The organism is Streptomyces vastus (genome assembly GCF_039532825.1).
Taxonomy (GTDB): domain Bacteria; phylum Actinomycetota; class Actinomycetes; order Streptomycetales; family Streptomycetaceae; genus Streptomyces; species Streptomyces vastus.
The window spans coordinates 51,819-75,967 of sequence record NZ_BAAASJ010000018.1 but is presented as its reverse complement, the minus strand read 5'-3'; the positions used below and the strand labels follow the sequence as shown (position 1 = coordinate 75,967).

General features: G+C 70.1%; 23 protein-coding genes, 2 pseudogenes and 1 riboswitch. Of the genes and pseudogenes, 12 read left to right on the top strand and 13 right to left on the bottom strand.

What is annotated here, in order from left to right:
* Positions 1 to 111: 111 nt before the first annotated feature.
* Positions 112 to 1,122 carry a tryptophan--tRNA ligase gene (gene trpS / locus ABD357_RS07255; RefSeq protein WP_344388354.1) on the bottom strand — a complete coding sequence of 337 codons (1,011 nt, stop codon included), beginning with the start codon at positions 1,120 to 1,122 and terminating at the stop codon, positions 112 to 114.
* Between the two features lie 146 nt (positions 1,123 to 1,268).
* On the opposite strand from trpS, the gene ABD357_RS07250 reads away from it, so the two are divergent.
* The 5 genes and pseudogenes from ABD357_RS07250 (at position 1,269) to ABD357_RS07230 (ending at position 4,209) form a co-directional block, all read left to right on the top strand.
* On the top strand, positions 1,269 to 1,871 hold the full coding sequence (locus ABD357_RS07250; RefSeq protein WP_344388352.1) for an RNA polymerase sigma factor: 603 nt from the start codon (positions 1,269 to 1,271) through the stop codon (positions 1,869 to 1,871).
* Complete coding sequence (locus tag ABD357_RS07245; protein ID WP_344388350.1) at positions 1,864 to 2,715, top strand: hypothetical protein; 852 nt, start codon at positions 1,864 to 1,866, stop codon at positions 2,713 to 2,715. The genes ABD357_RS07250 and ABD357_RS07245 overlap by 8 nt, the downstream gene beginning before the upstream one ends.
* Before the next feature lie 151 nt (positions 2,716 to 2,866).
* On the top strand, positions 2,867 to 3,157 hold the full coding sequence (locus ABD357_RS07240; RefSeq protein WP_344388347.1) for a hypothetical protein: 291 nt from the start codon (positions 2,867 to 2,869) through the stop codon (positions 3,155 to 3,157).
* A 199-nt stretch (positions 3,158 to 3,356) separates the two neighbouring features.
* Positions 3,357 to 3,587 (top strand): annotated as a pseudogene (locus ABD357_RS07235) (class I SAM-dependent methyltransferase); the annotation flags it as partial.
* A gap of 103 nt (positions 3,588 to 3,690) precedes the next feature.
* Positions 3,691 to 4,209, top strand: coding sequence for a hypothetical protein (locus ABD357_RS07230; RefSeq protein WP_344388345.1), 519 nt, complete (start codon positions 3,691 to 3,693; stop codon positions 4,207 to 4,209).
* A 50-nt stretch (positions 4,210 to 4,259) separates the two neighbouring features.
* On the opposite strand, the gene ABD357_RS07225 is transcribed toward ABD357_RS07230, so the two are convergent.
* The gene (locus ABD357_RS07225) at positions 4,260 to 5,714 is read right to left on the bottom strand and encodes a glycine hydroxymethyltransferase (protein ID WP_344388344.1); all 1,455 of its coding nucleotides are present in this window, start codon (positions 5,712 to 5,714) and stop codon (positions 4,260 to 4,262) included.
* A gap of 32 nt (positions 5,715 to 5,746) precedes the next feature.
* Positions 5,747 to 5,835: riboswitch (ZMP/ZTP riboswitch) on the bottom strand.
* A gap of 157 nt (positions 5,836 to 5,992) precedes the next feature.
* Here ABD357_RS07225 and rocD point away from each other — a divergent pair.
* Positions 5,993 to 7,198 carry an ornithine--oxo-acid transaminase gene (gene rocD / locus ABD357_RS07220; protein ID WP_344388342.1) on the top strand — a complete coding sequence of 402 codons (1,206 nt, stop codon included), beginning with the start codon at positions 5,993 to 5,995 and terminating at the stop codon, positions 7,196 to 7,198.
* A gap of 22 nt (positions 7,199 to 7,220) precedes the next feature.
* Here rocD and ABD357_RS07215 read toward each other — a convergent pair whose 3' ends face one another.
* The 3 genes from ABD357_RS07215 to pdxR form a co-directional block, all read right to left on the bottom strand.
* Complete coding sequence (locus tag ABD357_RS07215; RefSeq protein WP_344388340.1) at positions 7,221 to 8,405, bottom strand: glutathionylspermidine synthase family protein; 1,185 nt, start codon at positions 8,403 to 8,405, stop codon at positions 7,221 to 7,223.
* Positions 8,406 to 8,427: 22 nt separating this feature from the next.
* Positions 8,428 to 8,787, bottom strand: coding sequence for a hypothetical protein (locus ABD357_RS07210; RefSeq protein ID WP_344388338.1), 360 nt, complete (start codon positions 8,785 to 8,787; stop codon positions 8,428 to 8,430).
* Between the two features lie 148 nt (positions 8,788 to 8,935).
* Positions 8,936 to 10,339, bottom strand: coding sequence for a MocR-like pyridoxine biosynthesis transcription factor PdxR (gene pdxR, locus ABD357_RS07205; protein ID WP_344388336.1), 1,404 nt, complete (start codon positions 10,337 to 10,339; stop codon positions 8,936 to 8,938).
* Between the two features lie 47 nt (positions 10,340 to 10,386).
* On the opposite strand from pdxR, the gene ABD357_RS07200 reads away from it, so the two are divergent.
* The 5 genes and pseudogenes from ABD357_RS07200 (at position 10,387) to ABD357_RS07180 (ending at position 12,060) form a co-directional block, all read left to right on the top strand.
* Positions 10,387 to 10,917, top strand: coding sequence for a carboxymuconolactone decarboxylase family protein (locus ABD357_RS07200; protein WP_344388334.1), 531 nt, complete (start codon positions 10,387 to 10,389; stop codon positions 10,915 to 10,917).
* A complete protein-coding gene (locus tag ABD357_RS07195; RefSeq protein WP_344388333.1) occupies positions 10,914 to 11,360 on the top strand; it encodes a carboxymuconolactone decarboxylase family protein in 447 nt (148 codons plus the stop codon). The genes ABD357_RS07200 and ABD357_RS07195 overlap by 4 nt, the downstream gene beginning before the upstream one ends.
* Positions 11,357 to 11,476, top strand: a pseudogene (locus ABD357_RS07190) (isocitrate lyase/phosphoenolpyruvate mutase family protein); the annotation flags it as partial. The gene ABD357_RS07195 and the pseudogene ABD357_RS07190, both read left to right, overlap by 4 nt.
* A gap of 69 nt (positions 11,477 to 11,545) precedes the next feature.
* Positions 11,546 to 11,746: a hypothetical protein gene (locus tag ABD357_RS07185; RefSeq protein WP_344388331.1), complete on the top strand. Its 201-nt coding sequence runs from the start codon at positions 11,546 to 11,548 to the stop codon at positions 11,744 to 11,746.
* Positions 11,743 to 12,060, top strand: a complete 318-nt coding sequence (locus ABD357_RS07180) for a type II toxin-antitoxin system PemK/MazF family toxin (protein WP_344388329.1) — start codon at positions 11,743 to 11,745, stop codon at positions 12,058 to 12,060. Before ABD357_RS07185 ends, ABD357_RS07180 begins: the two co-directional genes overlap by 4 nt.
* A 48-nt stretch (positions 12,061 to 12,108) precedes the next feature.
* Here the strand turns inward: ABD357_RS07180 and ABD357_RS07175 are convergent, their stop codons facing one another.
* The 5 genes from ABD357_RS07175 to ABD357_RS07155 form a co-directional block, all read right to left on the bottom strand.
* Positions 12,109 to 13,068: an ABC transporter substrate-binding protein gene (locus ABD357_RS07175; protein ID WP_344388327.1), complete on the bottom strand. Its 960-nt coding sequence runs from the start codon at positions 13,066 to 13,068 to the stop codon at positions 12,109 to 12,111.
* A 1-nt stretch (position 13,069) separates the two neighbouring features.
* Positions 13,070 to 15,022 (bottom strand): ABC transporter permease, encoded by a 1,953-nt coding sequence (locus tag ABD357_RS07170; protein WP_344388325.1) that lies wholly within the window; start codon positions 15,020 to 15,022, stop codon positions 13,070 to 13,072.
* On the bottom strand, positions 15,022 to 16,122 hold the full coding sequence (locus ABD357_RS07165) for a quaternary amine ABC transporter ATP-binding protein (protein WP_344388324.1): 1,101 nt from the start codon (positions 16,120 to 16,122) through the stop codon (positions 15,022 to 15,024). The genes ABD357_RS07170 and ABD357_RS07165 overlap by 1 nt, the downstream gene beginning before the upstream one ends.
* Positions 16,122 to 17,648: a GMC family oxidoreductase gene (locus ABD357_RS07160; protein WP_344388389.1), complete on the bottom strand. Its 1,527-nt coding sequence runs from the start codon at positions 17,646 to 17,648 to the stop codon at positions 16,122 to 16,124. The genes ABD357_RS07165 and ABD357_RS07160 overlap by 1 nt, the downstream gene beginning before the upstream one ends.
* A 148-nt stretch (positions 17,649 to 17,796) precedes the next feature.
* On the bottom strand, positions 17,797 to 19,317 hold the full coding sequence (locus ABD357_RS07155) for an aldehyde dehydrogenase family protein (RefSeq protein ID WP_344388321.1): 1,521 nt from the start codon (positions 19,315 to 19,317) through the stop codon (positions 17,797 to 17,799).
* A gap of 755 nt (positions 19,318 to 20,072) precedes the next feature.
* On the opposite strand from ABD357_RS07155, the gene ABD357_RS07150 reads away from it, so the two are divergent.
* Positions 20,073 to 20,975: a GNAT family N-acetyltransferase gene (locus ABD357_RS07150; protein WP_344388319.1), complete on the top strand. Its 903-nt coding sequence runs from the start codon at positions 20,073 to 20,075 to the stop codon at positions 20,973 to 20,975.
* On the opposite strand, the gene ABD357_RS07145 is transcribed toward ABD357_RS07150, so the two are convergent.
* From ABD357_RS07145 to ABD357_RS07135, 3 genes are read right to left on the bottom strand one after another with little or no spacing between them, the layout of a single operon-like run.
* Entirely contained in the window at positions 20,965 to 21,768 is an 804-nt protein-coding gene (locus tag ABD357_RS07145; RefSeq protein WP_344388317.1) for a hypothetical protein, read from the bottom strand. The two genes, ABD357_RS07150 and ABD357_RS07145, sit on opposite strands and share 11 nt — an antisense overlap.
* Before the next feature lie 49 nt (positions 21,769 to 21,817).
* On the bottom strand, positions 21,818 to 22,207 hold the full coding sequence (locus ABD357_RS07140; protein WP_344388315.1) for a hypothetical protein: 390 nt from the start codon (positions 22,205 to 22,207) through the stop codon (positions 21,818 to 21,820).
* Positions 22,204 to 23,967, bottom strand: a complete 1,764-nt coding sequence (locus ABD357_RS07135; RefSeq protein ID WP_344388313.1) for a hypothetical protein — start codon at positions 23,965 to 23,967, stop codon at positions 22,204 to 22,206. The genes ABD357_RS07140 and ABD357_RS07135 overlap by 4 nt, the downstream gene beginning before the upstream one ends.
* Positions 23,968 to 24,149 lie beyond the last annotated feature (182 nt).

The window sequence follows — 24,149 nt, the reverse complement described above, 5'->3', positions numbered from 1 at the left end:
TCCGGACGCTTCTGGCGGGCAGGTTTGGCCGCTGGTCCTGTGTGTCCCCTGTTTCCGTACGGCTTACGACTGTACGGCCGTCGGGCCCGATCCCGGGTGTCAGTGCCTCGGTCAGTGCTTGGCGGGCAGGAAGCCCACCTTCTCGTACGCCTGGGAGAGCGTCTCCGCGGCGACGGCGCGCGCCTTCTCCGCACCCTTGGCCAGGATCGAGTCGAGCGTCTCCGGGTCGTCCAGATACTGCTGCGTACGCTCCCGGAACGGCGTCACGAAGTCGATCATGACCTCGGCCAGGTCCGTCTTGAGCGCACCGTAGCCCTTGCCCGCGTACTTCTGCTCCAGTTCCGCGACACCGGCTCCGGTGAGGGTGGAGTAGATGCTCAGCAGGTTGCTGATGCCCGGTTTGTTCTCGGCGTCGTAGCGAATCTCCGTGCCGGTGTCGGTGACCGCGCTCTTGACCTTCTTGGCGGTCGCCCTGGGCTCGTCGAGGAGGTTGATGAGGCCCTTCGGAGTCGATGCCGACTTGCTCATCTTGATCGACGGGTCCTGGAGGTCGTAGATCTTCGCCGTCTCCTTGAGGATGTGCGGCGCCGGGACCGTGAACGTCTGCCCGAAGCGGCCGTTGAAGCGCTCGGCGAGATCGCGCGTGAGCTCGATGTGCTGCCGCTGGTCCTCGCCGACCGGCACTTCGTTGGCCTGGTACAGCAGGATGTCGGCGACCTGGAGGATCGGGTACGTGAACAGGCCCACGGAGGCCCGGTCGGCGCCCTGCCTGGAGGACTTGTCCTTGAACTGGGTCATACGCGACGCCTCGCCGAACCCGGTGAGGCAGTTCATGATCCACGCGAGCTGCGCGTGCTCGGGGACATGGCTCTGGACGAAGAGCGTGCACCGCTCCGGGTCGAGCCCGGCGGCCAGCAGCTGGGCGGCGGCGAGCCGGGTGTTGGAGCGCAGCTCGGCGGGGTCCTGCGGAAGGGTGATCGCATGCAGGTCGACGACCGTGTAGAACGCGTCGTGGGTCTCCTGCAGGGCCACCCACTGGCGGACGGCGCCGAGGTAATTGCCGAGGTGGAACGAGCCTGCGGTGGGCTGGATTCCGGAAAGCACACGGAGAGGACGCTGCATGGCGGAGCCATTCCCCTGAGGGTGGTGGTGGGAGACGGGCGGGCGTTCAGAGGCCATGTACGCCATTCTCTCAGGTGTCGGGGGCCGCTCCGGAACTGGTCGGAAACAGGTGGGAACCGATCTGTCTCCGGCGGTGTAACAAGAGTGTGAGGACGCGGGAGGGGGGCCGCATCGTCGATGAGGCCGCGGTGATCGCACGCGTACGCGCCGGAGAGCCGGAGGCGTATGCGGAGCTGGTGCGTGCCCACACGGGCATCGCGCTCAGAGCGGCCGCGGCACTGGGCGCGGGTGCGGACGCGGAGGACGTGGTGCAGCAGGCCTTCTTCAAGGCGTACTGCACCTTGGGGCGATTTCGGGAAGGCGCGGCATTCAAGCCGTGGCTGCTCTCGATCGTCGCCAATGAGACGAGGAACACAGTGCGGACGGCGGTGCGTCAGCGGACCCTGGCCGGCCGTGAGGCCGCGCTCGTGGAGGCGGAGCCGGTGATACCCGAGTCGGCGGACCCGGCGGTCGCGGCGCTGGAGGTCGAGCGCAGGGCGGCGCTGCTGGCCGCCCTGGACCGGCTGAGCGAGGAGCACCGGCTCGTCGTGACCTACCGCTATCTGCTGGAGATGGACGAGCCGGAGACGGCCCAAGCCCTGGGCTGGCCGCGCGGGACGGTCAAGTCCCGGCTCAATCGCGCCTTGCGCAAGCTGCAGCGGCTGCTGCCGGACTTCCAGCCCCGGGAGGGAGGTGATGAGCATGAGTGAGTCGTACGAGCACGGGGGCCCGGAGTCCTCGGGCGATCGTGCCCCCGGGGAGCCGGTGCGCGGGAGCTCGGACCGGCTGCCCGACGAGTTGCGCGCGCTCGGACGGTCGCTGGACCCGCCGGGCGCGAGCGGGACCGAGTCGATGGTCGAGCGGGTGCTGGAGCAGATACTGGCCGAGCACGTGCCGGTGCCGGTGGCCGAGCCGTCGGGACCGGCGACGCGGATCCGGTCGGCTCGGCGGTGGGCGCGGCAGCGCTGGCGTTCGCTGACCGCCGCGCTGTGTGGACTGCTGACGGTGCTGGTGCTCACACCTCCGGTGCGGGCCGCGGTCGTCGGCTGGTTCGACTTCGGCGGGGTCGATGTGCGGTACAAGCCGGGGCCGCACGCTTCTCCTTCTCCGGTGCCGGGCTGCGAGCAGGGACTGACCGTGGCTGGCGCGGCGCGAAGGGCGGGGTTCGAGCCGTTGGTGCCAAGGGAGTTGGGGCGCCCGTCGGCCGCGCAGGTGTCGGCCGACCGCCGGGTCCTGTCGCTGTGCTGGGACAACGGGGACGGTGAGGTGATACGGCTCGATCAGTTCCGGGCGACGCTCTCTCCGCTGTTCTGGAAGTCGACGACGGTGCCGTACGAACCGGCCACGGTGAACGGCGACTCGGGCCTGTGGTTCGCCGAGCCCCACCGCCTCGAGCTCGCCTTGGTCGACGAGCAGGGCCACGAGTACGCCCGGACCGTCCGCACGGCGGGGCCGACGCTGCTGTGGCAGCACCGGAGGGAGCAGCGGACGCTGCGACTGGAGGGTGTGGAGTCGCGGGAGCGGGCGGTGGCTGTTGCGGAGGCCGTGGAGTAGGGGCCGTGGAGCCGGTCCATGGGACAGGCGCCGCGAAGTGGTCGGAAGTCGTGCGGGCCGAGTGGGAACCCCGGCGGGTCGGGCGGTGTACCAGAAGTGACACGGTGCGGACGGGCCGCATCGGGGATCGACTGGGGGTCCGATGAGTCCGATGCGCAGGGTTCGTGAACTGGTAGCGGCAGCCGGGGCGTTGACGGTGGCGCTCGCTCTGGTTCTGACAGGGGCGCCGACCGCGGTGGCGGGTGGGCCGACGAGTGTGCTGCTCGTATCGCCCGACAGCGCGGAGACGGCATCGCTGTACAACAGTGACGAGGACTACACGCGCCTGAGGGACCTGCTCCCCCAGGAGGGCGGCGACCTCGAGAAGTTGCGGGAGAAGCCGCCGGACCTCGATTCCATAGGCCGTCGGATCAACATCACATGGATGATCCATGACGTTTGAAGTCGTAGGTACTGCTCACGCCGGGAGCCCGTTTCGCTCTGCAGAAGCCGGACAGCCAAGGAAGCGCCGAAATCCGATGAACGGTGGCGCCTCGACAACCGAGGGGACATACATACAGATGCGAGCGCAGCCTGCTACGTCTGAGGTGCGCAGGCCCGCAGCGCAACTTGTAGCATACGGGGGCAGCCAGGCAGGGTCAATGCGCGAAGGCGCACACCCGGGGCGGATCGCCGCATACCCGGCACAAGACGACTCGCGGCCGAGCCGTATACCAGACGCCGTCTGGAGTCACGCAGGCTCAAGCAGCCCCTTCCGTGACACCACCGGACGGGCGACGCGACGCCCGGCGGGGGTCGCGGAGAGTTCCCGCGCCAGCCGTGGCTGGTGGGACCGGAACGCGGACGACTATCAGGTCGAGCACGGCACGTTCCCGGCTCCACGGGCCGGCGCTCTTCGGGCTCTTGGATGATCGGCTCCCTCGTATTAGTCTGCGGCCTCGGCCTGGCAGGGTCCGTACCGGAGCCCTTTCCCACATGACGAGCAGCATCACTCCCTGGCGGGTGGACATGGTGCACCCTGACGTGACCGGCTCCCGGAGCGTCTGGATCCTCACTCAGCTCAAGTTGGGACCTGAGGCGTCGGAGCCACCGAAGGAGATCTGGCACCGGGCGGAGAAGCCAGACGAGCTCCGGTCCCTGCTCACCGACCTCCGCGTCATGAGCAAACACCCTGAGGGGACGAACCCGGATTCGGGGCCGAAGGACGCCTCGGACGACATATCGGCAGCGGTGCCGCCCGACGCCGGGAAGACCCCTGCGGCGACGGCCACGGCCGCCACAGCGGCAGATGACGGAACCGACTGGTGGTGGGCGATACCGGGACTGGCAGCCGGAGCCGTTCTGGCGCTGCTGCTGCGGCCGTTCGCGGTGCGGTTGCCGGGGGCACTGCCTCTGGGACGGGCGAGTACGGGATGCCGGGCCTCGGCAGGAGCTGCGGGACGTTTGACCGGTGCACGGCTCAACCGGCCGGCACACGCCCCCGCCCTCTGCTGAACCGAGTTGCCTCAGCGGAGGCAATTCGGTTCAGCAGAACCCGCACCGCCTCAGCCCAGGTCGATCTCCGGGTACAGCGGGAAGCCGGCCACGAGATCGGTGGCCCGGCGGGAGATCTCGTCCGCGACCTTCGCGTCGAGCACGTGCTGGGCCTTGGAGGGGGCGCCCTTGGCGGTCGTGCCGGGCTCCGTGGTCGTGAGGACGCGGTCGATGAGACCGGCGACCTCGTCCATCTCGGCGGTTCCCAGGCCACGCGTGGTGAGGGCGGGGGTGCCGATGCGGATGCCGGAGGTGTACCAGGCGCCGTTGGGGTCGGCGGGGATGGAGTTGCGGTTGGTGACGATGCCCGAGTCGAGCAGTGCGGACTCGGCCTGGCGGCCGGTGAGGCCGTAGGAGGTGGCGACGTCGATCAGGTTGATGTGGTTGTCGGAGCCGCCGGTGACCAGCGTGGCACCGCGCCGCATCAGGCCTTCGGCGAGGGCGCGGGAGTTGTCGACGACGGCCTGGGCGTAGTCGCGGAACTCGGGGCGGCGGGCCTCGGCGAGTGCGACGGCCTTGGCGGCCATGACATGAGGAAGGGGGCCGCCGAGCACCATCGGGCAGCCGCGGTCGACCTGGTCCTTGAGGGAGTCGTCGCACAGGACCATGCCGCCGCGAGGGCCACGCAGCGACTTGTGGGTGGTGGTCGTGACGATCTGGGCGTGCGGGACGGGGTCGAAGTCGCCCGTGAGGACCTTGCCGGCGACGAGGCCCGCGAAGTGCGCCATGTCGACCATCAGCGTCGCACCGACCTCATCGGCGATCTCCCGCATGACGCGGAAGTTCACGAGACGGGGGTAGGCGGAATAGCCGGCCACGATGATCAGGGGCTTGAACTCACGAGCGGAGGTGCGCAGGGCCTCGTAGTCGATGAGGCCGGTGGTGGGGTCGGTGCCGTAGGAGCGCTGGTCGAACATCTTGCCGGAGATGTTCGGGCGGAAGCCGTGGGTGAGGTGGCCGCCGGCGTCCAGGGACATGCCGAGCATGCGCTGGTTGCCGAAGGCCTGGCGGAGCTCGGCCCAGTCGACCTCGGAGAGGTCGTTGACGTTGCGGACGCCGGCCTTCGCGAGCGCCGGGGCTTCCACGCGGTCGGCGAGGACGGCCCAGAAGGCGACGAGGTTGGCGTCGATGCCCGAGTGCGGCTGGGCGTAGGCGTGCTCGGCGCCGAAGAGTTCGCGGGCGTGCTCGGCGGCGAGGGCTTCGACGGTGTCGACGTTGCGGCAGCCGGCGTAGAAGCGGCGGCCGACGGTGCCCTCGGCGTACTTGTCGCTGAACCAGTTGCCCATGGCCAGCAAGGTGGCCGGGGAGGCGTAGTTCTCGGAGGCGATCAGCTTGAGCATCTCGCGCTGGTCGGCGACCTCCTGGCCGATGGCGTCGGCGACCCGGGGCTCGACGGCGCGGATCACTTCGAGGGCGCTGCGGAAGGCGGTGGATTCGGTGGAGAGGGGTGCAGAGTTGTCAGACATCAGGGACCTCCGGACGTGGCGTTCAGCGTTCACGGTTCGGCCCAGGCGCACGGCACTTGTTCGTCACGGGCCGCTCCCCGATGGTCGGTCCCATCCCAGCGCGCCAGTCACGGCCCGCCGATCAGCCTACCGGGCCTCCCCGATCACAGATCCCCGAGTCCATCATGCGAGCGACGGCGCGAGGGACGATACGAGCGACGATGGGAATGCGCCTCAGACCGCCCGGATCCCTGAGAACCGGATCCCTGAGAAAGCGTGCCGTGAGGAGGGGAGATCCCGTGACCCGTACGGAGGCGCTGATCGCCTCGGCCGAAGCGCACAGCGCGCACAACTACCACCCGCTGCCGGTCGTCGTGGCCACGGCGGACGGGGCGTGGATGACGGATGTCGAGGGGCGCCGTTTTCTCGACCTGCTGGCGGGATACTCCGCGCTCAATTTCGGTCACCGCAACAGACGGCTGATCGAGGCGGCCAGAGCGCAGCTGGAGCGGGTGACGCTGACGTCCCGGGCGTTTCATCATGACCGGTTCGCCGAGTTCTGCGCGCGGCTGGCGGAGCTGTGCGGCATGGAGATGGTGATGCCGATGAACACCGGCGCGGAGGCGGTGGAGTCGGCCGTGAAGACCGCACGCAAGTGGGGGTACCGGGTCAAGGGCGTGCCCGACCAGATGGCGAAGATCGTAGTGGCGGGCGACAACTTCCACGGGCGTACGACGACGATCATCAGCTTCTCCACGGACGCTGAGGCGCGGGCAGACTTCGGTCCGTACACGCCGGGCTTCGAGATCGTGCCGTATGGCGATCTGACCGCGATGCGCGAGGCGGTCACTGAGAACACGGTCGCCGTGCTGTTGGAGCCGATTCAGGGCGAGGCGGGGGTGCAGGTGCCGCCAACGGGTTATCTCGCGGGCGTACGGGAGTTGACGCGGGAGCGGAATGTCCTGTTCATCGCGGATGAGATCCAGTCGGGGCTGGGGCGGACGGGCAGGACCTTCGCGTGTGAGCACGAGGGGGTGGTGCCGGACGTGTATGTGCTGGGGAAGGCGCTCGGGGGCGGGGTCGTGCCGGTGTCGGCGGTGGTGTCGAGCGCCGAGGTGCTCGGGGTGTTCCGTCCCGGTGAGCATGGTTCGACGTTCGGCGGGAATCCGCTGGCCTGTGCGGTGGCGATCGAGGTCATCGCCATGCTGCGGTCCGGGGAGTTCCAGGCGCGGTCCCGGGAGCTGGGGGAGCATCTGCATCGTGATCTGGCGGTGTTGCGCGACATGGGCAGGGTGACGCAGGTCCGGGGGCGCGGGCTGTGGGCGGGGATCGACATCGCCCCGGCCTACGGCACGGGCCGGGAGGTTTCCGAGAAGCTGATGGACCGGGGTGTGCTGGTCAAGGACACCCACGGGGTCACCATCCGGATCGCGCCGCCGCTGGTGATCAGCAAGGAGGACCTGGAGTGGGGACTCGCCCAGCTCCGGGCGGTCCTGAGGGCGTAGCGCGACGAGTCGCGGGGGACCGTCACAGAATCACATGCGGCAGAAAACGCGCGTACTCGTCCGTCACCAGCCCCGACGACTCGCGGATGCCGAGCCCCGCCGACTCGTGCTCGACGACCCACGCGCCGAGGACGACACGGTTGCCGCCGAAGGAGGGAAGGGGGGCCAATTCCTGGTAGCAGCAAGGCTCTTCACGGATCACGGGGGCGTTTCCGGGTTTGTGGACCGTGACGCCGGCGCCCTCGCGGCCGAGGAGGGGCTTGGCGACGTAACCGGCGGTGGTGGCGAGTTCGCGAGGCCCGTCGAGATGGGCGGGGAGGAGGTTCGGGTGGTCCGGGTAGAGCTCCCAGAGGATGGCGAGGAGCGCCTTGTTGGACAGGAGCATCTTCCAGGCGGGTTCGATCCACATCGTCGAGCCCGTGGCGCCGCCGTTGTCGAGGGTGTCAAGGACGTGCACGCCGAAGCGGTCGGTGGTCAGCCACTCCCAGGGATAGAGCTTGAAGCAGCTGCGGATGAAGCGGAGTTGCTTGTCGACGAAGCGGCCGGAGAGGCGGTCCCAGCCGATCTCCTCCATGGCGATCCAGTCGGTCTCCAGGCCGGCCTGTTCCGCGGTCTCCTTCAGATACGCGACGGTCATCAGGTCCTCGCCGAGTTCGTCGGCGGCGGAGTGCGCGAAGTAGAGCGGGCTGCCCGGCGGGAGGAGGGCGGACTGTTTCTTCCAGGCGTCGGCGAGGCGTTCGTGGAGGGAGTTCCACTGATCGGCGCCGGGGAAGCGTTCTTCCATCCAGAACCACTGGGGACTGGCGGCCTCGACCAGCGAGGTCGGCGTATCGGCGTTGTACTCGAGGAGTTTCGCGGGGCCGGTGCCGTCGTAGCGGAGGTCGAACCGGCCATAGAGGGCGGGGAGTTCGGACCGCCGCTGCCAGGCCTCGGCGACCGCTTCGGCCACCCGGGGATCGGTGATGCCGAGGTCGCCGAAGCGGTCCCGCTCGACGATGTGCGCGGCGGCGGCCAGGCACATGCGGTGGAGTTCCTCGACGACCGCCTCCAGGGCCTCGACCTCCGGCAGCGAGAAGACGTAGTACGCGCTCTCGTCCCAGTACGGGCGCAGGGTGTCGTCGGGGTAGCGGGTGAGGGGATAGATCAGCCCCTGCTCCTCGACCGTCTGCTGCCAGCCGGGGCGGGGCGTGAGGGTGCGGCGTTCCATGGCTGTCGTTCTCCGGCGCCGGTCAGCCGCCGCCGCTGCCGGAACCCGAGCAGCCGAAGCCGTCGCGGTCGACGGCATCGCTGCGGCTGAAGGTGCCGTAGTCGGCGTACCGGCCGTCGACGTCGGCGTCGTAGTACCAGGCGGCGTCGGTACCGGAACGCTCGCCCGTGCTGCTCGACCTGCGGCTCTTGCCGGACGTACTGGAGCCCGACTTGCAGTTCTTGTCGCCGATGATCTTGTAGCCGTTGGCGTAGTCGTAGCTGTCGCGGTCCACGCAGCGGCGGTCGGGGTCGGATCCGCATGAGGTGAGGGCGGCGGCTATGACGCCCATTCCACCGAGCACGACCGTGCTCGACCGCAAACGCCTGCGCTGATCTGCCATGGTGTCTCCCCGTTGGGCTTTCTCGGGCCCGTCCGACTGTCCGTACCGTCCTGTCCGTTCGTCCGGGATTAGCGTAGTGATCCACTGAGCCGATGACACAATCCGGCCGCCCGCAGCCAGCGGACCCAACCACACCAACCCACCGGGGCTAAGGCAGCACCCTGCACAGTGCGTCCAGCGCACCCGCCCAGGCGTGGTCCGGAGGTGTGCCGTAGCCCACGACAAGGGCGTCGTGCGGTTCAGCCGCAACGGCAGCGTCCTCGTGGCGGTAGCGGTTCAGGCCGTGCAGCAACAGGCCCTGCCAGCCCGCCGCCCGGATCACCGACTGCTCGGTGCCGGGCGGGAGTTGGAGGACTGCGTGGAGGCCTGCGGCGATACCGGTGGCCCGCACCGACGGAGCATGGGGCGCGAGCGCCGCTACGAGCTGGTCGCGGCGGCGGCGATAGCGCAGACGGGACGCGCGGACGTGACGGTCGTACGCGCCCGAGGTGATGAACTCCGCCAGGGTCAGCTGGTCCAGGACCCCGCACGACCAGTCCGTGCCGCCCTTCGCCGACACGACCTCCGACGCCAGCGACGGCGGCAGGACCAGCCAGCCGAGCCGCAGCCCCGGTGCCAGGGACTTGCTCGCGGTGCCCACGTACACGACGCGGTCCGGGTCGAGGCCCTGGAGCGCGCCCACCGGCTGACGGTCGTAGCGGAACTCCCCGTCGTAGTCGTCCTCCAGGATCAGCCCGCCGGTCCGCCGCGCCCAGTCCACGACGGCGGCCCGCCGGTCGGGCCGCAGCGGCACGCCCATCGGGAACTGGTGCGAGGGGGTGAGCAGGACTGCCCCCGCCCCCGTTCCCGCCAAGCCGCCGGTACCCGTTCCCAGTTCGTCGAACGGAAGCGGCACAGTCCGCAGCCCCGCCGCCTCCGCCACTCCCCAGTGCACGTCGAGCCCGTACGACTCCACGGCGAGCGAGCGCAGCCCTCGTTGCCGCAGTACAGCGGCGAGCAGCCGCAAACCGTGCACGAAGCCGGAACAGATGACGATGCCGTCGGGGTCGGTACGTACTCCGCGGGCGCGGGCGAGGTAGGCGGCGAGGGCGGTGCGGAGTTCGACGCGGCCCCGTGGGTCGCCGTAGCCGAGAGCGTCGTGAGGTGCCGAGGACAGCGCGCGGCGGGCCGACTTGAGCCACTCGGCGCGGGGGAAGGAGGCGAGGTCGGGGTTGCCGGGTTCGAGGCTGTGCGTCGGTCCGCGGGCCGAGCGAGGCCGGGGCGCGGTCGCCGAATCCGGCGCCACCACGGCCCGTTCCGCGACCCGCGTGCCCGACCCCTGGCGCGCGGTGAGCCAGCCCTCGGCGACGAGATCGGCGTACGCGTCGGCGACGGTGTTGCGCGCGATACCGAGGTCGGCGGCGAGCGACCGCGACGACGGCAGCCGCGTCCCCGGTGCGAGCCGCCCGCTCCGCACCGCCTCGCGCAAGGCGTCCGTGAGCCCTCGGCGCAGGCCGGGGCCGGTGAGTTCGACATGCAGGTCGACGCCCAAAGTGGCCCAGGATTTCGCCATGGAAATGGACCATACTCCTGGGCTATTCGAGCCGTAGGGTCGCAGTCATGACGACGAACGAGACGACCGACAACACGACCAGCAACACGACCGACACCACCTCGTACGTCCCCGAACACACCCCCCGGCTCGCGTGGGCCAAACTCGCGCCCGACGTCTACAAGGCCATGATCAGGCTCGACACGGCGGCCCGGCAGGGCGTCGACCCCGTGCTCCTGGAGCTGGTGAAGATCCGCGCGTCGCAGATCAACCACTGCGCCTTTTGCGTCGACATGCACTCCAAGGACGCGCTCGCGGCCGGCGAGAGTGTCGAGCGGATCATCCAGCTCAGCGCGTGGGAGGAGTCGCAGCACTTCTACACGGCGAAGGAAGTCGCGGCGCTCGCGCTGACCGAGGCGGTCACGGTCCTCACGGACGGTTTCGTGCCGGACGAGGTGTACGACGTCGCCGCCAAGCAGTTCGACGAGGCCGAGCTGGCGCAGCTGATCGCCGCGATCACGGTGATCAACGCATGGAACCGGTTCGGCGTGACCTGCCGTATGGTCGCGGGGCACTACCAGGCGGGCGAGCACAGGTGACGGCTCGCACGCAGGTCCTCGATCCCGAGGTCGGCAAGGCCATGTCCGCGCTGAGCGCCGCCGCGAAGAAGGGCCTGGGCGACTCCGGGCTCGCCGAGCTGGTGCAGATCCGCGCCTCACAGCTCAACCACTGCGCGTTCTGCCTCGACATGCACCTCGAACTGGCCCGCAAGCACGGCGTGAGCGAGAAACAGCTCGACCTTCTTTACGCCTGGGAGGAGGCGGAGGACCTCTACAGCGAGCGCGAGCGGGCCGCGCTCGCGCTGACCGAGGCGGTCACGGTCCTCACGGAAGGCTTCGTGCCGGACGACGTGTACGAGCGGGCGGCGCGGCACTTCGACGACGCCCGACTCGCGCATCTGATCGGTCTGATCACCGTTATCAACGGGTGGAACCGGCTGATGGTCAGCCGACGCATCCCGCCGGGAGGCCGCGCATGGTGAGCAAGGTCGAGACGTTCCGCGCGCTGCACCAGGGCCGCGCGCCGGGCGATCCGCTGGTCCTCCCGGGCCCGTGGGACGCCGTCAGAGCGCGGGGCTTCGAGACGCCGGCCCTTGCGTTCACACTGCCCACCTGCAGGTTAAACAATCGTTAGACAGTTGCTCGACACGGCGGTACGCTGATGAGCATGGCGAGCACCATAGGGTTCAGGCCCACCGAAGAGGACGAGCGCATCATTAAGTCCGCCATGCGCGAGGGCGACAGCACCAGCGACGTGATCCGCCGTGCGCTGCGGCTCCTGGAGCGTGAGGCATGGCTGACGCAGGCCCGTGCCGACGCGGAACGTCTGGCAGACGAGGACTTGTCAACTGAAGAGGACGCCTGGTGATCCGGGGAGCCGTGTACCGGGTCGACCTCGGCGACGCCAAACGGGGGCACGAGCAGCGCGGCAAGCGGTACGGCCTCGTGATGAGCCCGTCCTCGATGCCGTGGAACGTTGCAACGGTCATCCCCACGTCCACTGGCGCGCAGCCCTCGGTGTTCCGGCCGGAGCTGGACATCGCGGGCACCCGGACCCGACTGCTGGTGGACCAGATCCGTACTGTCGACGTCAGGTACATCCACGGTGACCCGGTCCACTACCTCGATCGTGACGAGATGGCCGAGGTCGAACACGCCCTCGGCCGCTATCTGGGCCTCTGATGAGCCGGGCGCCCCGTCAGAAAGGGTGCTCGTTCAACACGTGGAGGGCTACTTGGGCAGCCACGCCTTCCACGTCGACTCGTGGCTGTCCACCCACTTCTTGGCCGCCTCCTCAGGAGTCAGCTTCTCCTCGGCGATCATCAGGGAGACCTCGTTCTGGTCCTCGGTCGTCCACTTGAACTTCTTCAGGAAGGCCGCCGCCTTGCCGCCGCCACGCGCGAAGTCCGCGTTGAGGTACTTCTGCAGCGGGGTGTGCGGGTAGGCGCAGGCGACCTTCTTCGGGTCGGCGTCGCAGCCCTCCTTGTACGCGGGCAGCTTCACCTCGGTCATCGGGACCTTCTCGAAGAGCCACTGCGGGGTGTACCAGTACGTCAGGAAGGGCTTCTTCTCCTTGGCGAACTGCCTGATCTGCGTGATCTGGGCCGCCTCCGAACCGGCGAACACCACCTGGTAGTCCAGGTCCAGGTTCTGCACCAGCGCCTTGTCGTTCGTCACGTACGAGGGCGAACCGTCCAGCAGCTGCCCCTTGCTCCCGCTCTCCGCGGTGCGCAGCTGGTCGGCGTACTTGTTGAGGTTCTTCCAGTTCGTGACGTCGGGGTGCTGCTTGGCGAAGTACGTCGGGACGAACCAGCCGATGTGCCCGGTGACCCCGAGGTCACCGCCGCGCGCGATCGTCTTCTTGTCCTTGACGTACCGCTGCTCCTCCTCGGGGTGCCCCCAGTCCTCCAGGATGGCGTCGATCCGCCCCTGGCTGAGCGCATCCCAAGCGGGCACCTCGTCGACCTGCACGGTGTCGACGCGATAGCCGAGCTCGTGCTCCAACAGATACTGCGCGACCGCCACGTTGGCCTGCGCGCCCACCCAGGACTGCACGGACAGGGTGACCGTCCTGGAGCCCGCCACAGCCGCGAAGGGCGAGGCCTGCTTGGTCATGTCGGCGGCTCCGCAGCCGGTCAGCATCAGCAGGGCGGACACACCGGCAACGGCCGAGAGCATCTTCGTACGCATCTCAGGCCCCCTTCCTCGTACGGCGTTCCGTCGGCTGGGTCACCCGGTCGAGCATCAGGCCGAGGCAGACGATCGCCGCACCGGCCACAAGGCCGGTCGCCAGGTCGCCCTGGGCGAGCCCGAACACGACGTCGTAGCCGAGCGCGCCACCTCCGACCAGGCCGCCGATGATGACGACGGCGAGGACCAGGACGACGCCCTGGTTGACGGCGAGGAGCAGTGCCGGGCGGGCCAGCGGCAGCTGCACCTGCCTCAGTTGCTGCCAGCTCGTCGCGCCCAGCGAGCGTGAGGACTCCATCGCGGCAGGGTTCACCTGGCGCAGGCCCTGCGTGGTGATGCGGACGACGGCGGGCAGGGCGTAGACGACCGCCGCGGCCACGGCGGGTGCGCGGCCCACTCCGAAGAGGGCCACCACCGGGATCAGATACACAAACTGCGGCATGGTCTGGAACACGTCCAGTACGGGGCGCAGCAGCCGTTCGACGCGCTCGCTGCGCGCGGCCGCGATGCCGATCGCGAAGCCCACGACCAGCGTCACCGTCACGGCCGCGAGCACCTGCGAGAGCGTGTCGAGCGACTGGTTCCACACGCCGAGCACCCCGATCGCGGCCATCGCGAGGACGGCGGTGAGTGCCGTCTGCCAGGTGCCGATGAGCCACGCGAGCGTGGCGACGATCAGCAGAACCGACCACCAGGGCAGCCCCTGCAGGCCGTCCCGCACGGGGTTGAGGACCGAGGTGGTGAAGTGTCCCGCCCAGTCGGCGGTGCCGCCCACGTAGGGGACGCCGGAGTAGAGGTGGTCGGTCATCCAGTCGACAGCGCGGTTGACCGGCTCGGCGATGTTCACGATCCAGGTCTCGGGCCAGTCGAGGCGGTCCGTGAAGCGTCCGGCGAGGGCCACGGCCACCGCGCCGGCAGCCGCGTAGAGCCACAGCTTCGGACCGGACTCGGAGGGCTCGGCGTCCCCGGCTTGTTCTCCGGCCGCCGCCGTCACACGGTCCAGGACGACCGCGAGCAGCACGATGGGGATCCCGGCGGCGAGCGCGGCGCCGACGTCGACCGAGCCGAGCGCCTGGTAGACGCGGTCACCGAGGCCGGCCGCGCCGATGACGGACGCGATGACCGCCATCGACAGGGCCATCATGATCGTCTGGTTGAGGCCGAGGAGAAGTTCCTTGCGGGCGAGCGGCAGACGGGCGGTGAGCAGCCGCTGCCGCGCGGTGGTGCCCATGGACTCGACGGCCTCCATCACGCCCCCGTCGGCGCCGCGCAGGCCCAGCGCGGTGAGCCGGGCCATCGGCGGGGCCGCGTACACGACGGTGGCGAGGACCGCGGCCGGGACGCCCATGCCGAAGACGAGGACGACCGGCAGGAGGTACGCGTAGGCCGGGAAAACCTGCATGGTGTCGAGTACGGGACGCAGCGCGCGGTACGTGCGGTCGGAGAGCCCGGCGGCGAGGCCGAGCAGCACGCCGAGCACGACGGACGCGAGGACCGCGACCACCATGAGCGCGAGCGTCTGCATGGTGGGAACCCACATGCCGAGCAGCCCGCAGGCCAGGAAGGCGACACCCGTGCCGGCCGCCAGCCGCACCCCGGCCACGCGCCACGCGATGAGCGCCGCCGCGGCCGTGACGCCCGCCCAGCCCGCGGCGAGCAGGACGAGGTAGACGCCGCGGACGGAGATGACGACCGCGTTGGAGATGTGCCCGAAGAAATAGAGGAACAGCGGGTGGCTGTCGCGGTTGTCGATGACCCAGTCGCTCACCTTGCCCAGCTGTTCGGAGAAGTCGACGGTCAGGGCGTCGGGCCAGGCGCCGCTCGCCCAGCGGGCATCGGCGAGTGGCACGAGGACCGCCGCCACGAGGGCCAGCAGGAGGAGCTTGCCGACGACGCGGTTCCTCAGGAGCCCGGTGACACCGGTCTGGGGGACGGGCGCGGTGGCGGTGGCCATCAGACCACCTCCTTGGAGCCCGTCTCTGCCGCGGCCGTGGACTGCGTCCCGGCCACGACCCCGAGCAGCCGCTCGTGGTCGACCACGCCGACGCAGCGGCCGTCGTCCATGACCCGCGCGGGGAATCCGCTGCGGGTGACGGCCTCGATGGCCTCGGACACGGTCGCCTCCGGGGCGAGAGCCGGACCTTGCCCGGTTTCGTCGTCGCCGGCGGGCCGCATGGCCGTACGGACCGTCATGACCTGCTCGCGCGGCACGTCCCGGACGAATTCGCGTACGTAGTCGTCGGCGGGCGAGCCGACGATCTCCTCCGGCGTGCCGAGCTGGACGACGCGGCCGTCGCGCATCAGGGCGATGCGGTCGCCCAGGCGCAGGGCCTCGTTCAGGTCGTGGGTGATGAAGACCATCGTGCGGCCCTCCTCGCGGTGCAGCCGGATGACCTGCTCCTGCATATCGCGCCGGATCAGCGGGTCGAGCGCGCTGAACGGCTCGTCGAACAGCAGCACTTCGGGGTCCACGGCGAGCGCCCGCGCAAGCCCGACCCGCTGCTGCTGGCCGCCCGAGAGCTGCCCCGGCCGCCGCTGCTCCATGCCCTCAAGGCCGACCTTGGCGACGACCTCCTGCGCCTTTTTCCGGCGTTCGCCCTTCCCGATGCCCTGGATCTCCAGTCCGTACGCGACGTTGTCGAGCACGGAGCGGTGCGGCAGCAGCCCGAAGTGCTGGAAGACCATCGAGGCGCGGTGGCGGCGCAGTTCGCGCAGGCGCGTCCTGTCCATGGCGCGGACGTCCTCGCCGTCGATCGTGAGCGTCCCGGCGGTCGGCTCGATGAGGCGCGTGAGGCAGCGTACGAGTGTGGACTTGCCCGAGCCGGACAGGCCCATCACGACGAAGACCTCGCCCTTGCCGACTTCGAAGCTCACATCGCGGACGGCGGCGGTGCAGCCGGTACGGGCGCGCAGCTCGGCGGCGTTCAGCGCGCCGAGTTCCGGGTCGCCGGGTATGCGCTCGGCCTTCGGCCCGAAGACCTTCCACAGGCCGTCGACGGAGAAGACGGGTTCAACAGTGGTGGTGGTGGTCTTGGTGGGAGTTGACGTGGTCATCACTCGCCACCCCCGATCAGGTCGACGCACTTCTCCCCGACCATGAGCACCCCGATCATCGGGTTCACCGCGGGCATCGTCGGGAAGACGGAGGCGTCGGCGATCCGGATGCCGTCCAGACCGCGAATTCTCAACTGCGGGTCGACGACCGCCAGTTGGTCGTCGAGGGCGCCCATCCGGCAGGTGCCCGCCGGGTGGTACACCGTGTGGGCCACCGACCGCGCGTACACGCTGAGCTGCTCGTCACCCGTGACGTCGGGACCAGGGGCCACCTCGCGCTTCAGCCAGCCCGCCAGCGGCTCGGACTTGGCGATCTCGCGGGCGATCCTGATCCCGTCGACGAGGGTGCGGCCGTCGTAGTCGTCCTCGTCCGTGAAGTAGCGGAAGTCGAGGGCGGGCTTCTCGGCCGGGTCGGCGCTGGTCAGGTAAAGCCGGCCGCGACTGCGCGGCTTGGGGATGTTCGGAGTCATGGAGACGCCGTGGGCCGGCCGTTCGTACCCCAGCCGTTCCGGGTTGTCCGTGAACGGAACTTGGTAGAAGTGGAACATCAGGTCCGGGCCCGGCTGTTCGGGATCCCGGCGCACGAACAGGCCCGCGTCGGAGTCCATCGCGGAGTTCTCGGGAATCGGCCCGTTCGTCTCCCAGACGATCACCGACTCCGGGTGGTCGAGCAGGTTCTCGCCGACGCCAGGCAGGTCATGCCCGACGGGGATGCCGAGCGCCTCCAGGTCGCGGGCGGGCCCGATACCGGAGTGCAGGAGGAGCCTGGGCGAGTCCACGGCGCCCGCACACAACAGGACTTCGTTCTCCGCGCGTACGAGGATCTCCTCGCCGTCCTTGGTCCGTACGTGCACGCCGCGCGCCCGCGTCCCGTCGAGCTCCAGTTTGTACGCCCAGGTCTCCAGCAGGATCGTCAGGTTCGGGCGGTCCAGGAAGGGGTGGAGGTAGGCGACCGACGCACTCGAGCGCTTGTTGTTCTCCGGGTGGTACGCGAGGTCGAAGAAGCCGACACCCTCGCTGAACGGCTTCTTGTTGAAGCCCTCGACGCGCGGCACGCCCAGCGTGGCCTGGGCGGCGTCGACGAAGTCGCGGGCGATGGCGTTCCGGTCCTTCTCGTCGACGGCGACGATGTTGTTGCGCAGCCGGGCGTAGTACGCCTCCATCGGCACCGCGCCCCAGCCCTTGGCACCGGCCGTCTCCCACTCGTCCCAGTCGGACGGCAGCGGCTTGAACGCGATCAGCGTGTTGTGCGAGGAGCAGCCGCCGAGCACCCGGGCGCGGCTGTGCCGGATGAACGAGTTGCCGCGCGGCTGCCGGGTCGTCGGGTAGTCGTAGTCCAGCTCCCCGCCGAGCAGCCCCATCCAGCGGCGCAGGGTGAGAACGTCGTCGCGGCCTACGTCGGTGGGGCCGCCCTCGATGACGGCGACGGTGACGTCCGGGTCCTCGGTCAGCCGGGAGGCGATGACGGAGCCGGCGGTACCGCCGCCGATGACGACGTAGTCGTAGGTGTGCTCGTGGTCGGGCATGGGCTGCTCAGGCATGGGGGGATTACTCCTCGAAGTCGTTCAAGGTGCTGCGCTCGGGCGCGGGGACGGGGCGGGACGAGAGCCGGGGCATGGGCTGGCCCGGTGACTCGCGAACGGGGGCGGCATCCCGGAGTCCGGGGGCCCGGCGTCAGCCCGCGAACCACCGCACCGGCTTCGGCGCGAGGTTCTGGTACACGTGCTTGGTCTCGCGGTACTCGGCGAGACCGGCGGGCCCGAGCTCCCGCCCGACGCCGCTCTTGCCGAAGCCGCCCCACTCCGCCTGCGGGAGGTACGGGTGGAAGTCGTTGATCCAGACGGTGCCGTGCCGCAGCCGTCCGGCGACGCGCCGGGCGCGGCCCGCGTCGGCGGTCCAGACGCCGCCCGCGAGCCCGTACTCGGTGTCGTTGGCGAGCGCGACGGCCTCGTCCTCCGTACGGAACGTCTCGACGGTCAGTACGGGACCGAAGATCTCCTCGCGTACCACCTTCATCTCGCGGTGGCACTGGTCGAGGACGGTGGGCTCGTAGAAATACCCGGTGGCGGGCCGCTCTGCCGACGGTTCGGGCCGCTTGCCGCCGGCCCGCAGCACCGCGCCCTCTGCCAGGGCGGAGGCGACGTACGCCTCGGTCTTCTCCCGCTGCTGCTCGGACACCAGCGGCCCGCACTCGACGCCGTCCTCGGTGCCGCGGCCGAGCCGGATCCTGCCGGCCCGGCGGGCGAGTTCGGCGACGAAGCGTTCGCGTACGGACTCCTCGATGATGAGGCGTCCGCCGGCGGAGCAGACCTGCCCGCTGTGGATGAACGCGGCGTTCAGGGCCTGGTCGACGGCGGTGTCGAAGCCTTCCTCCGTGGCGCAGGCGTCGGCGAAGACGACGTTGGGGTTCTTGCCGCCGAGTTCGAGAGCGACCTTCTTCACGGTGACGGCGGCGGCCTGCGCCACTTTGATCCCGCTGATGAGACCTCCGGTGAAGGAGACGAGGTCGACACCGGGGTGCTCGGCGAAGCGGGCGCCCACGGTGTGCCCGGGGCCGGTGACGATGTTCGCGACCCCCTCGGGCAGGCCGGCCTCTTCGAGCAGTTCCACGAGGGCGATCGTGGTCAGCGGCGTGATCTCGCTGGGCTTGATGACGAAGGTGTTCCCGGCGGCGAGCGCGGGCGCGACCTTCCAACTCGCCTGAAGCAGCGGATAGTTCCAGGGTGTGATCATGGAGCACACGCCGATGGGTTCGTGCACGACGACGCTGTGGATGTCGTCGGAACCGGCGTCGACGACCCGGCCGCCGCCCTCACCCACGACGAGATCGGCGAAGTACCGGAAGGCGTCGGCGACACAGTCGATGTCGACGCGCCCCTCTTCGAGCGTCTTGCCCGCGTCCCGGCTCTCCAGCAGCCCGAGCCGCTCCCGGTCGCGCACGAGGAGATCGGCGACGCGACGAAGCAGGGCGGCGCGTTCGGCGACGGGGGTGCGGGGCCAGGGCCCTTCGTCGAAGGCGCGGCGGGCGGCCTCGATGGCCGCGTCCGCATCCCGGCCGTCACCCTCCGCAACCACGGCGAACGGTTTGGCGTCCGCCGGGTCGAGCACCTCGCGGGTGTCCCCCGAGACGGCTTCTCGCCACTCCCCAGCCACGTGAATCGTGTGCTGCGCCTGTCGTTCCGCTGGTCCCGCCATGATCGGTGCGCCTTTCGTTCCTGTTCCACGCTCGTGTGGCACGCCTGTGCCGCTGCCACGGAGCGGGTTGCCCCTGCCCTGGGCTGGGGAATACATGCACCTTCCGTGGCCGAAAGTGCGCTTCGTCACTACGGGCAGGGTCCGCTGGCGCGGCGCCCTGCCCGAAACTGGGGGCTGCCGCCCCCAGGCCCCCCACCAGGGGTGGGGTGACAAGTCGTGTCGCGGCTGTGGGTGCATTGTGGCTTGTCGCGCCCCGCGGCGGAGCCGCTGATGTCACAGCCCCGCGCCCCTGGGGTGCGTGCGTGGGTGCGGGGACGCGGGCCGGTGCGTCAGCCCGCCGCAGGCCGAGCATACGACCCGGTGTCGGTACACCGTGCGGGTGACCTGAGACAGAACCTAAGCGACGGGCATACGACGCACCGGCCCACGTCCCCTCCCGCCGGTGGGAAGCTGCGGGTAGTCGGGGGTACGGGCTTTTTCCCAGGGCGCGTGCCCTTCCGGAGCCCGGGCTTGCTCGGGGCGCCGGGCTTTCCCGGGACGCCGGGCTTTCCCGGGACGCCGGGAGTCGCAGGCCTTTGCTTTTAAGGGGCGCGGGGAACTGCGCGACCAGCCACGACGCCCCCGCAGCCGCGACACGACATGTCACCCCCACCCCCTGGCGGGGACCTGGGGGCGCAGTACCCCTGCCACCTACTTCGGACAATTCATGGGTTCCCCTTACGCCTCCCGGCACCTTTGACTAAAGTCAAAGAAATATGGAGCCAGTGTCCACAGAGCATGTGACCACCCTTCGGCGCTTCAACCGCTACTTCACCCGGCGTATCGGCGCACTCGACGACCACTACCTGGGCCAGGACCGGCCGCTCGGCGAGGCCCGGCTTCTGTACGAGATCGGGGACGGGGCCTCGCTGCGCGAGCTGCGCAGCCGACTCGGCCTGGACGCCGGGTACTTGAGCCGGATGGTGAAGGCCCTGGAGGCGCAGGGCCTGGTGCGGATCACCGTGCATCCGCGGGACACCCGGCTGCGGCTAGCGGAGCTGACCCAGGCCGGACGGGTCGAGGTGAAGGAGCAGAACCGGCGGGCCAATCGCCTCGCCGAAGGCCTGCTCGACGGGCTGACGCCGGCCCAGCGTGGGCAGTTGACCGAGTCCCTCGGCACCGCCCAGCGGCTGCTCAGGCTCGCCGCGATCACGGTCGAGCTCGTCGACGGAGCCGCCCCGGAGGCCCGCGCCTGCCTCGACGCCTACGCCGCCGACATCGACGTCCGCTTCCCCGAGGGCTACGACCGGGCGGCCCTCGTCCAGCCGCACGAGGCGTCGGGGGACACGGGCGCCTTCCTCGTCGCGTACGAGGAGGGCCGTCCCGTGGGATGCGCGGCCCTGCGGCGGCTCGAACCGGGCGTCGGCGAGATCCGGCATGTATGGGTGCACCCGGACGCCCGCCGCCTCGGCCTCGCCCGCCGCCTGCTCGCCGAGCTGGAGCGGCAGGCCGTGGAGCGCGGCTACGGAGTCGTACGCCTCGACACGCACGCCTCACTCAGCGAGGCACAGGCGATGTACCGGGCATGCGGATACACCGAGATCCCCCGCTACAACGACGACGTGTACGGGGCGTACTGGTTCGAGAAGTCCCTGGACAAGCCGCGCGTCATTCCGTGACCGGTTCCGGGCACACCATGGCCGGTGGGCAGAACCAGGCCAACGCCGTTTCCAGTACCTCCCGTTCGTCGTCGAAGCCGTCCGACTCCGGGCCGTAGGAGGTGATCGCGTACAGCTTGCCGTCCGTGGATTCGAAGCGGTGGTCGACGACGTGCCAGGTGCCGATCTCCTCCTCGCCCCTGAGGGAGTCGGCGAGGTATTCGAGGCGGGCGGCGGGGAGTCCGCTGTCCTCCGGGTTTTCTAGGGAGAGCTGCTCGAAGCCGTCGGGCTTGGGGGTGTCGGCGGACACGAACTCCTGGAGCGATTCCTCCGGGCTGGCTTCCAGCACCTCGTAGATCTGAAGGCGGCGGGAACCGTCCGCGCTGCGGTAGTTGACGACGTCGAAGCCGTGGATGGAGTCGGCCGTCTGCCGGTTCTCGACCCAGTCCTCCTGGACGGCCACGCGGAAACCCTCCTCGTCCTGCACGGGCTCGTATCCGAGAGGCAGTGTGGCCGTCGGGCTCGGGGACGCCGGGTCCCCGGTGCCCGTACCCCCGCCCGGGTCGCCGTTCGTTTCCCCGCTCTGTCCGGGCGCCGGGGTCTCGCGGGCCGTGAAGTACCCCCGCGGTCCCGGCTCGTCCTTCCAGCCCAGCGCCCACGTGCCGAAGGCCAGTGAGCAGACCGCGAGGACCACGACGGCGCCGCGCAGCGCCTGGCGCTGGCGTACTTCGTCGCGCCGCTGATCCACGACGATCTGCTGTTCCTCTTCGGGCCCCGCCCAGTCCTGACGGTCGGCGTCGAAGACCCTCACCATCGTTGGACCCTCACCATCGTTGTCCCTGCGCCATCGTTGTCCCTCCGGCTCAGCCGAGCAGCTGGGTGATCGCCTGGGTGACGGCGGTCACGGACGCGGCGGTCGCCGCGGCGGGACCGTAGGCCGCGAGACGGTCGCGGAGCCGGGTGAGCGGTCCTGGCGCGCTGCGCCCGGTGCGGGCGATCTCGCCCTCCACCTCCGCCAGTTCGGCGCCGAGGGCCTCGCTTTCGGTCGTACGCTCCTGCTGCCCGAGTTCGGTGCGCAGCGCCCGTACGGCGGTGAGCAGCTCCCCGTACCCCGGCTCGGCGGATACAGCCGTGTAGTTGACGGACTCGGCCTTGCCGTTCTCGCCGAAGGCCTGGGAGCCCCCGCTGATCGAACCGATGTGGATCTGCGGCCCGCCGCCCGTCCCCCCGCTCGCTCCCCCGTCGGTGCTCATACCGTGCTCCTCTCCGTGTGCGTGGCCTGGCCGTGCGAGCCCGTGGCGAGGGCGCCGCCGGACATCTCGTTGATGTAGAGCCCGCTGTTGTGGATGTTGGTGATGTTCTGTTCCAGGCGGTCGGTGCGGTAGCCGTGGGCCTGGAGGGCGTCCCGTACGCCTTCGCCGATCCGGTCCTGGAGGGTCCTGATGTAGCGGGCGACGTCCATCTCCTGGAAGAGGGACAGCTCGTCGGTGCAGGCCAGCTCGCGCAGCGAGACCAAGGGCGCGTCGGGCGCGGCCTGTTCGGGACGGGCCGACGACTGCCGCAGTGCGGAGCTCAGGGTGCGCAGGGCCGCGATCCCCGTCGCCAGGCCGACCGAGGGGGCGTCGATGAGGGCGCGGACGGCGTCCCGCAGCGGACCTTCCGGCGGGCGCCCGACGATGGCGTCGATCTGCCGGAACTCCGGCACGATCGGCCCCAGCACATGCGGCACCACTTCCAGCACGAGCATGCCGCCCTGAGTGTGCACCCGGACCAGCATCGAGACGACGACCTGCTCGTTCCAGGCCCCCACCCTGATCCGCAGGAAGTGCCGCCGGGCCTCCCCGCCCTCCCCCACGGACTCGGCCAAGTGCCGGTTGACCTGCGCGGACTCGTACACGCTCGCGGTACGGGTGTCGTCCGGGCCGATGACGAGCGGCTCGTCGCGGCCCACACCGGACGGAAGGTAGACGAACTCCTCGATCTCCAGCTCCCGCAGCCGGTCCCTGCTTCCGTCCCCGGCCGACGTCTTCAGCGCCCGCAGCCGAGGGGTGATCATGTCGATGATCTCGCGCGCGGTGAGCTGCGCGGCATCCGACCGGGGCGCCGGTACGCCGTTGCCGCTCTCCCTCACCTCCCTGCGCCGCAGTTCCAGCACCACCGACCAGGGCTTACGGGTCACTCCGGCGCCGACGAAGGGCCGGTTGACGTCGTAGAGCGTGAGTGAGGCGTCCTGCTCCCGGCGGATGCGCTCGGCGAGGGCCTCGTAGCGGCCGGGGAGGCCGGGGTCGGGTGTCTCGGCGAACGTCTGCCGGGCCAGCGCCATGCGCAGCGTCTGCTTACGCAGCCACTGGTGGCGCCAGACGACGAGGCCGAGCAGCAGCGGGAAGATCACGGGGTACCAGTTGTCCTCGATTCCTTCCCAGGCCCGTACCCAGTACCCGAGGCAGATCAGCCAGGCGCTCATGGTCACCAGCCAGCCGAGGCGCCGCTGCACCCACGCCAGTGCGGGCGGCAGCTTCAGCCGCTGCACCACTGCGGTGTCCGTGCCCCGGCCGGAGAGAACCCGGGCGAACCACAGCAGCAGGACGACCAGGGCGTACGAAGTCGTCCAGGTGCCCGGTACCACCCCGTCGAGCAGGCCCGGCGCCCCGGACTCGTCCCCGGCGTCCGAATCGAAGACATACCGGACGTAGTCGAGGAAGGACAGCCCGGTGTCGCCGCCGGCGCGGTCCTCCACGGTGTCCCTGATCATCACCACATCACTGACCAGGAACCCGGCCCACACCGCGAGGAGCAGCAGGGCCGTACGCACCTCTTCGCGGCGGGCGCTCAGTGCGTGTGCGAGGACGGGCAGGACGTCCGCGCCGAACGGCGGCGCCACCGGGCGCTCCGCATGTCCGACGAGTTCGTCGATGACGCGCCTGCGGAACCCCGCGTCCAGATGGGCACCCGCGCACAACAGCCTGGTGGCCTCGGTGTGGCCCCAGCGCCGCCTCGACGGTTCGCTTCCCATGCTCCCGACACTCCCGATTGCCGCAGGCGCACGCCGACTGCGGGCGAATTCCATTGGCGGACAAGGGAGTTGACGTTAGCGGAGCGACCACGGAGACGGGAGGGGCGAACGGAAATCCCGCTCGAACAGGTGAATCTTCCGGGACCGGCGCATGAGCGCTGCCGTACGCGGGGATAGCACGA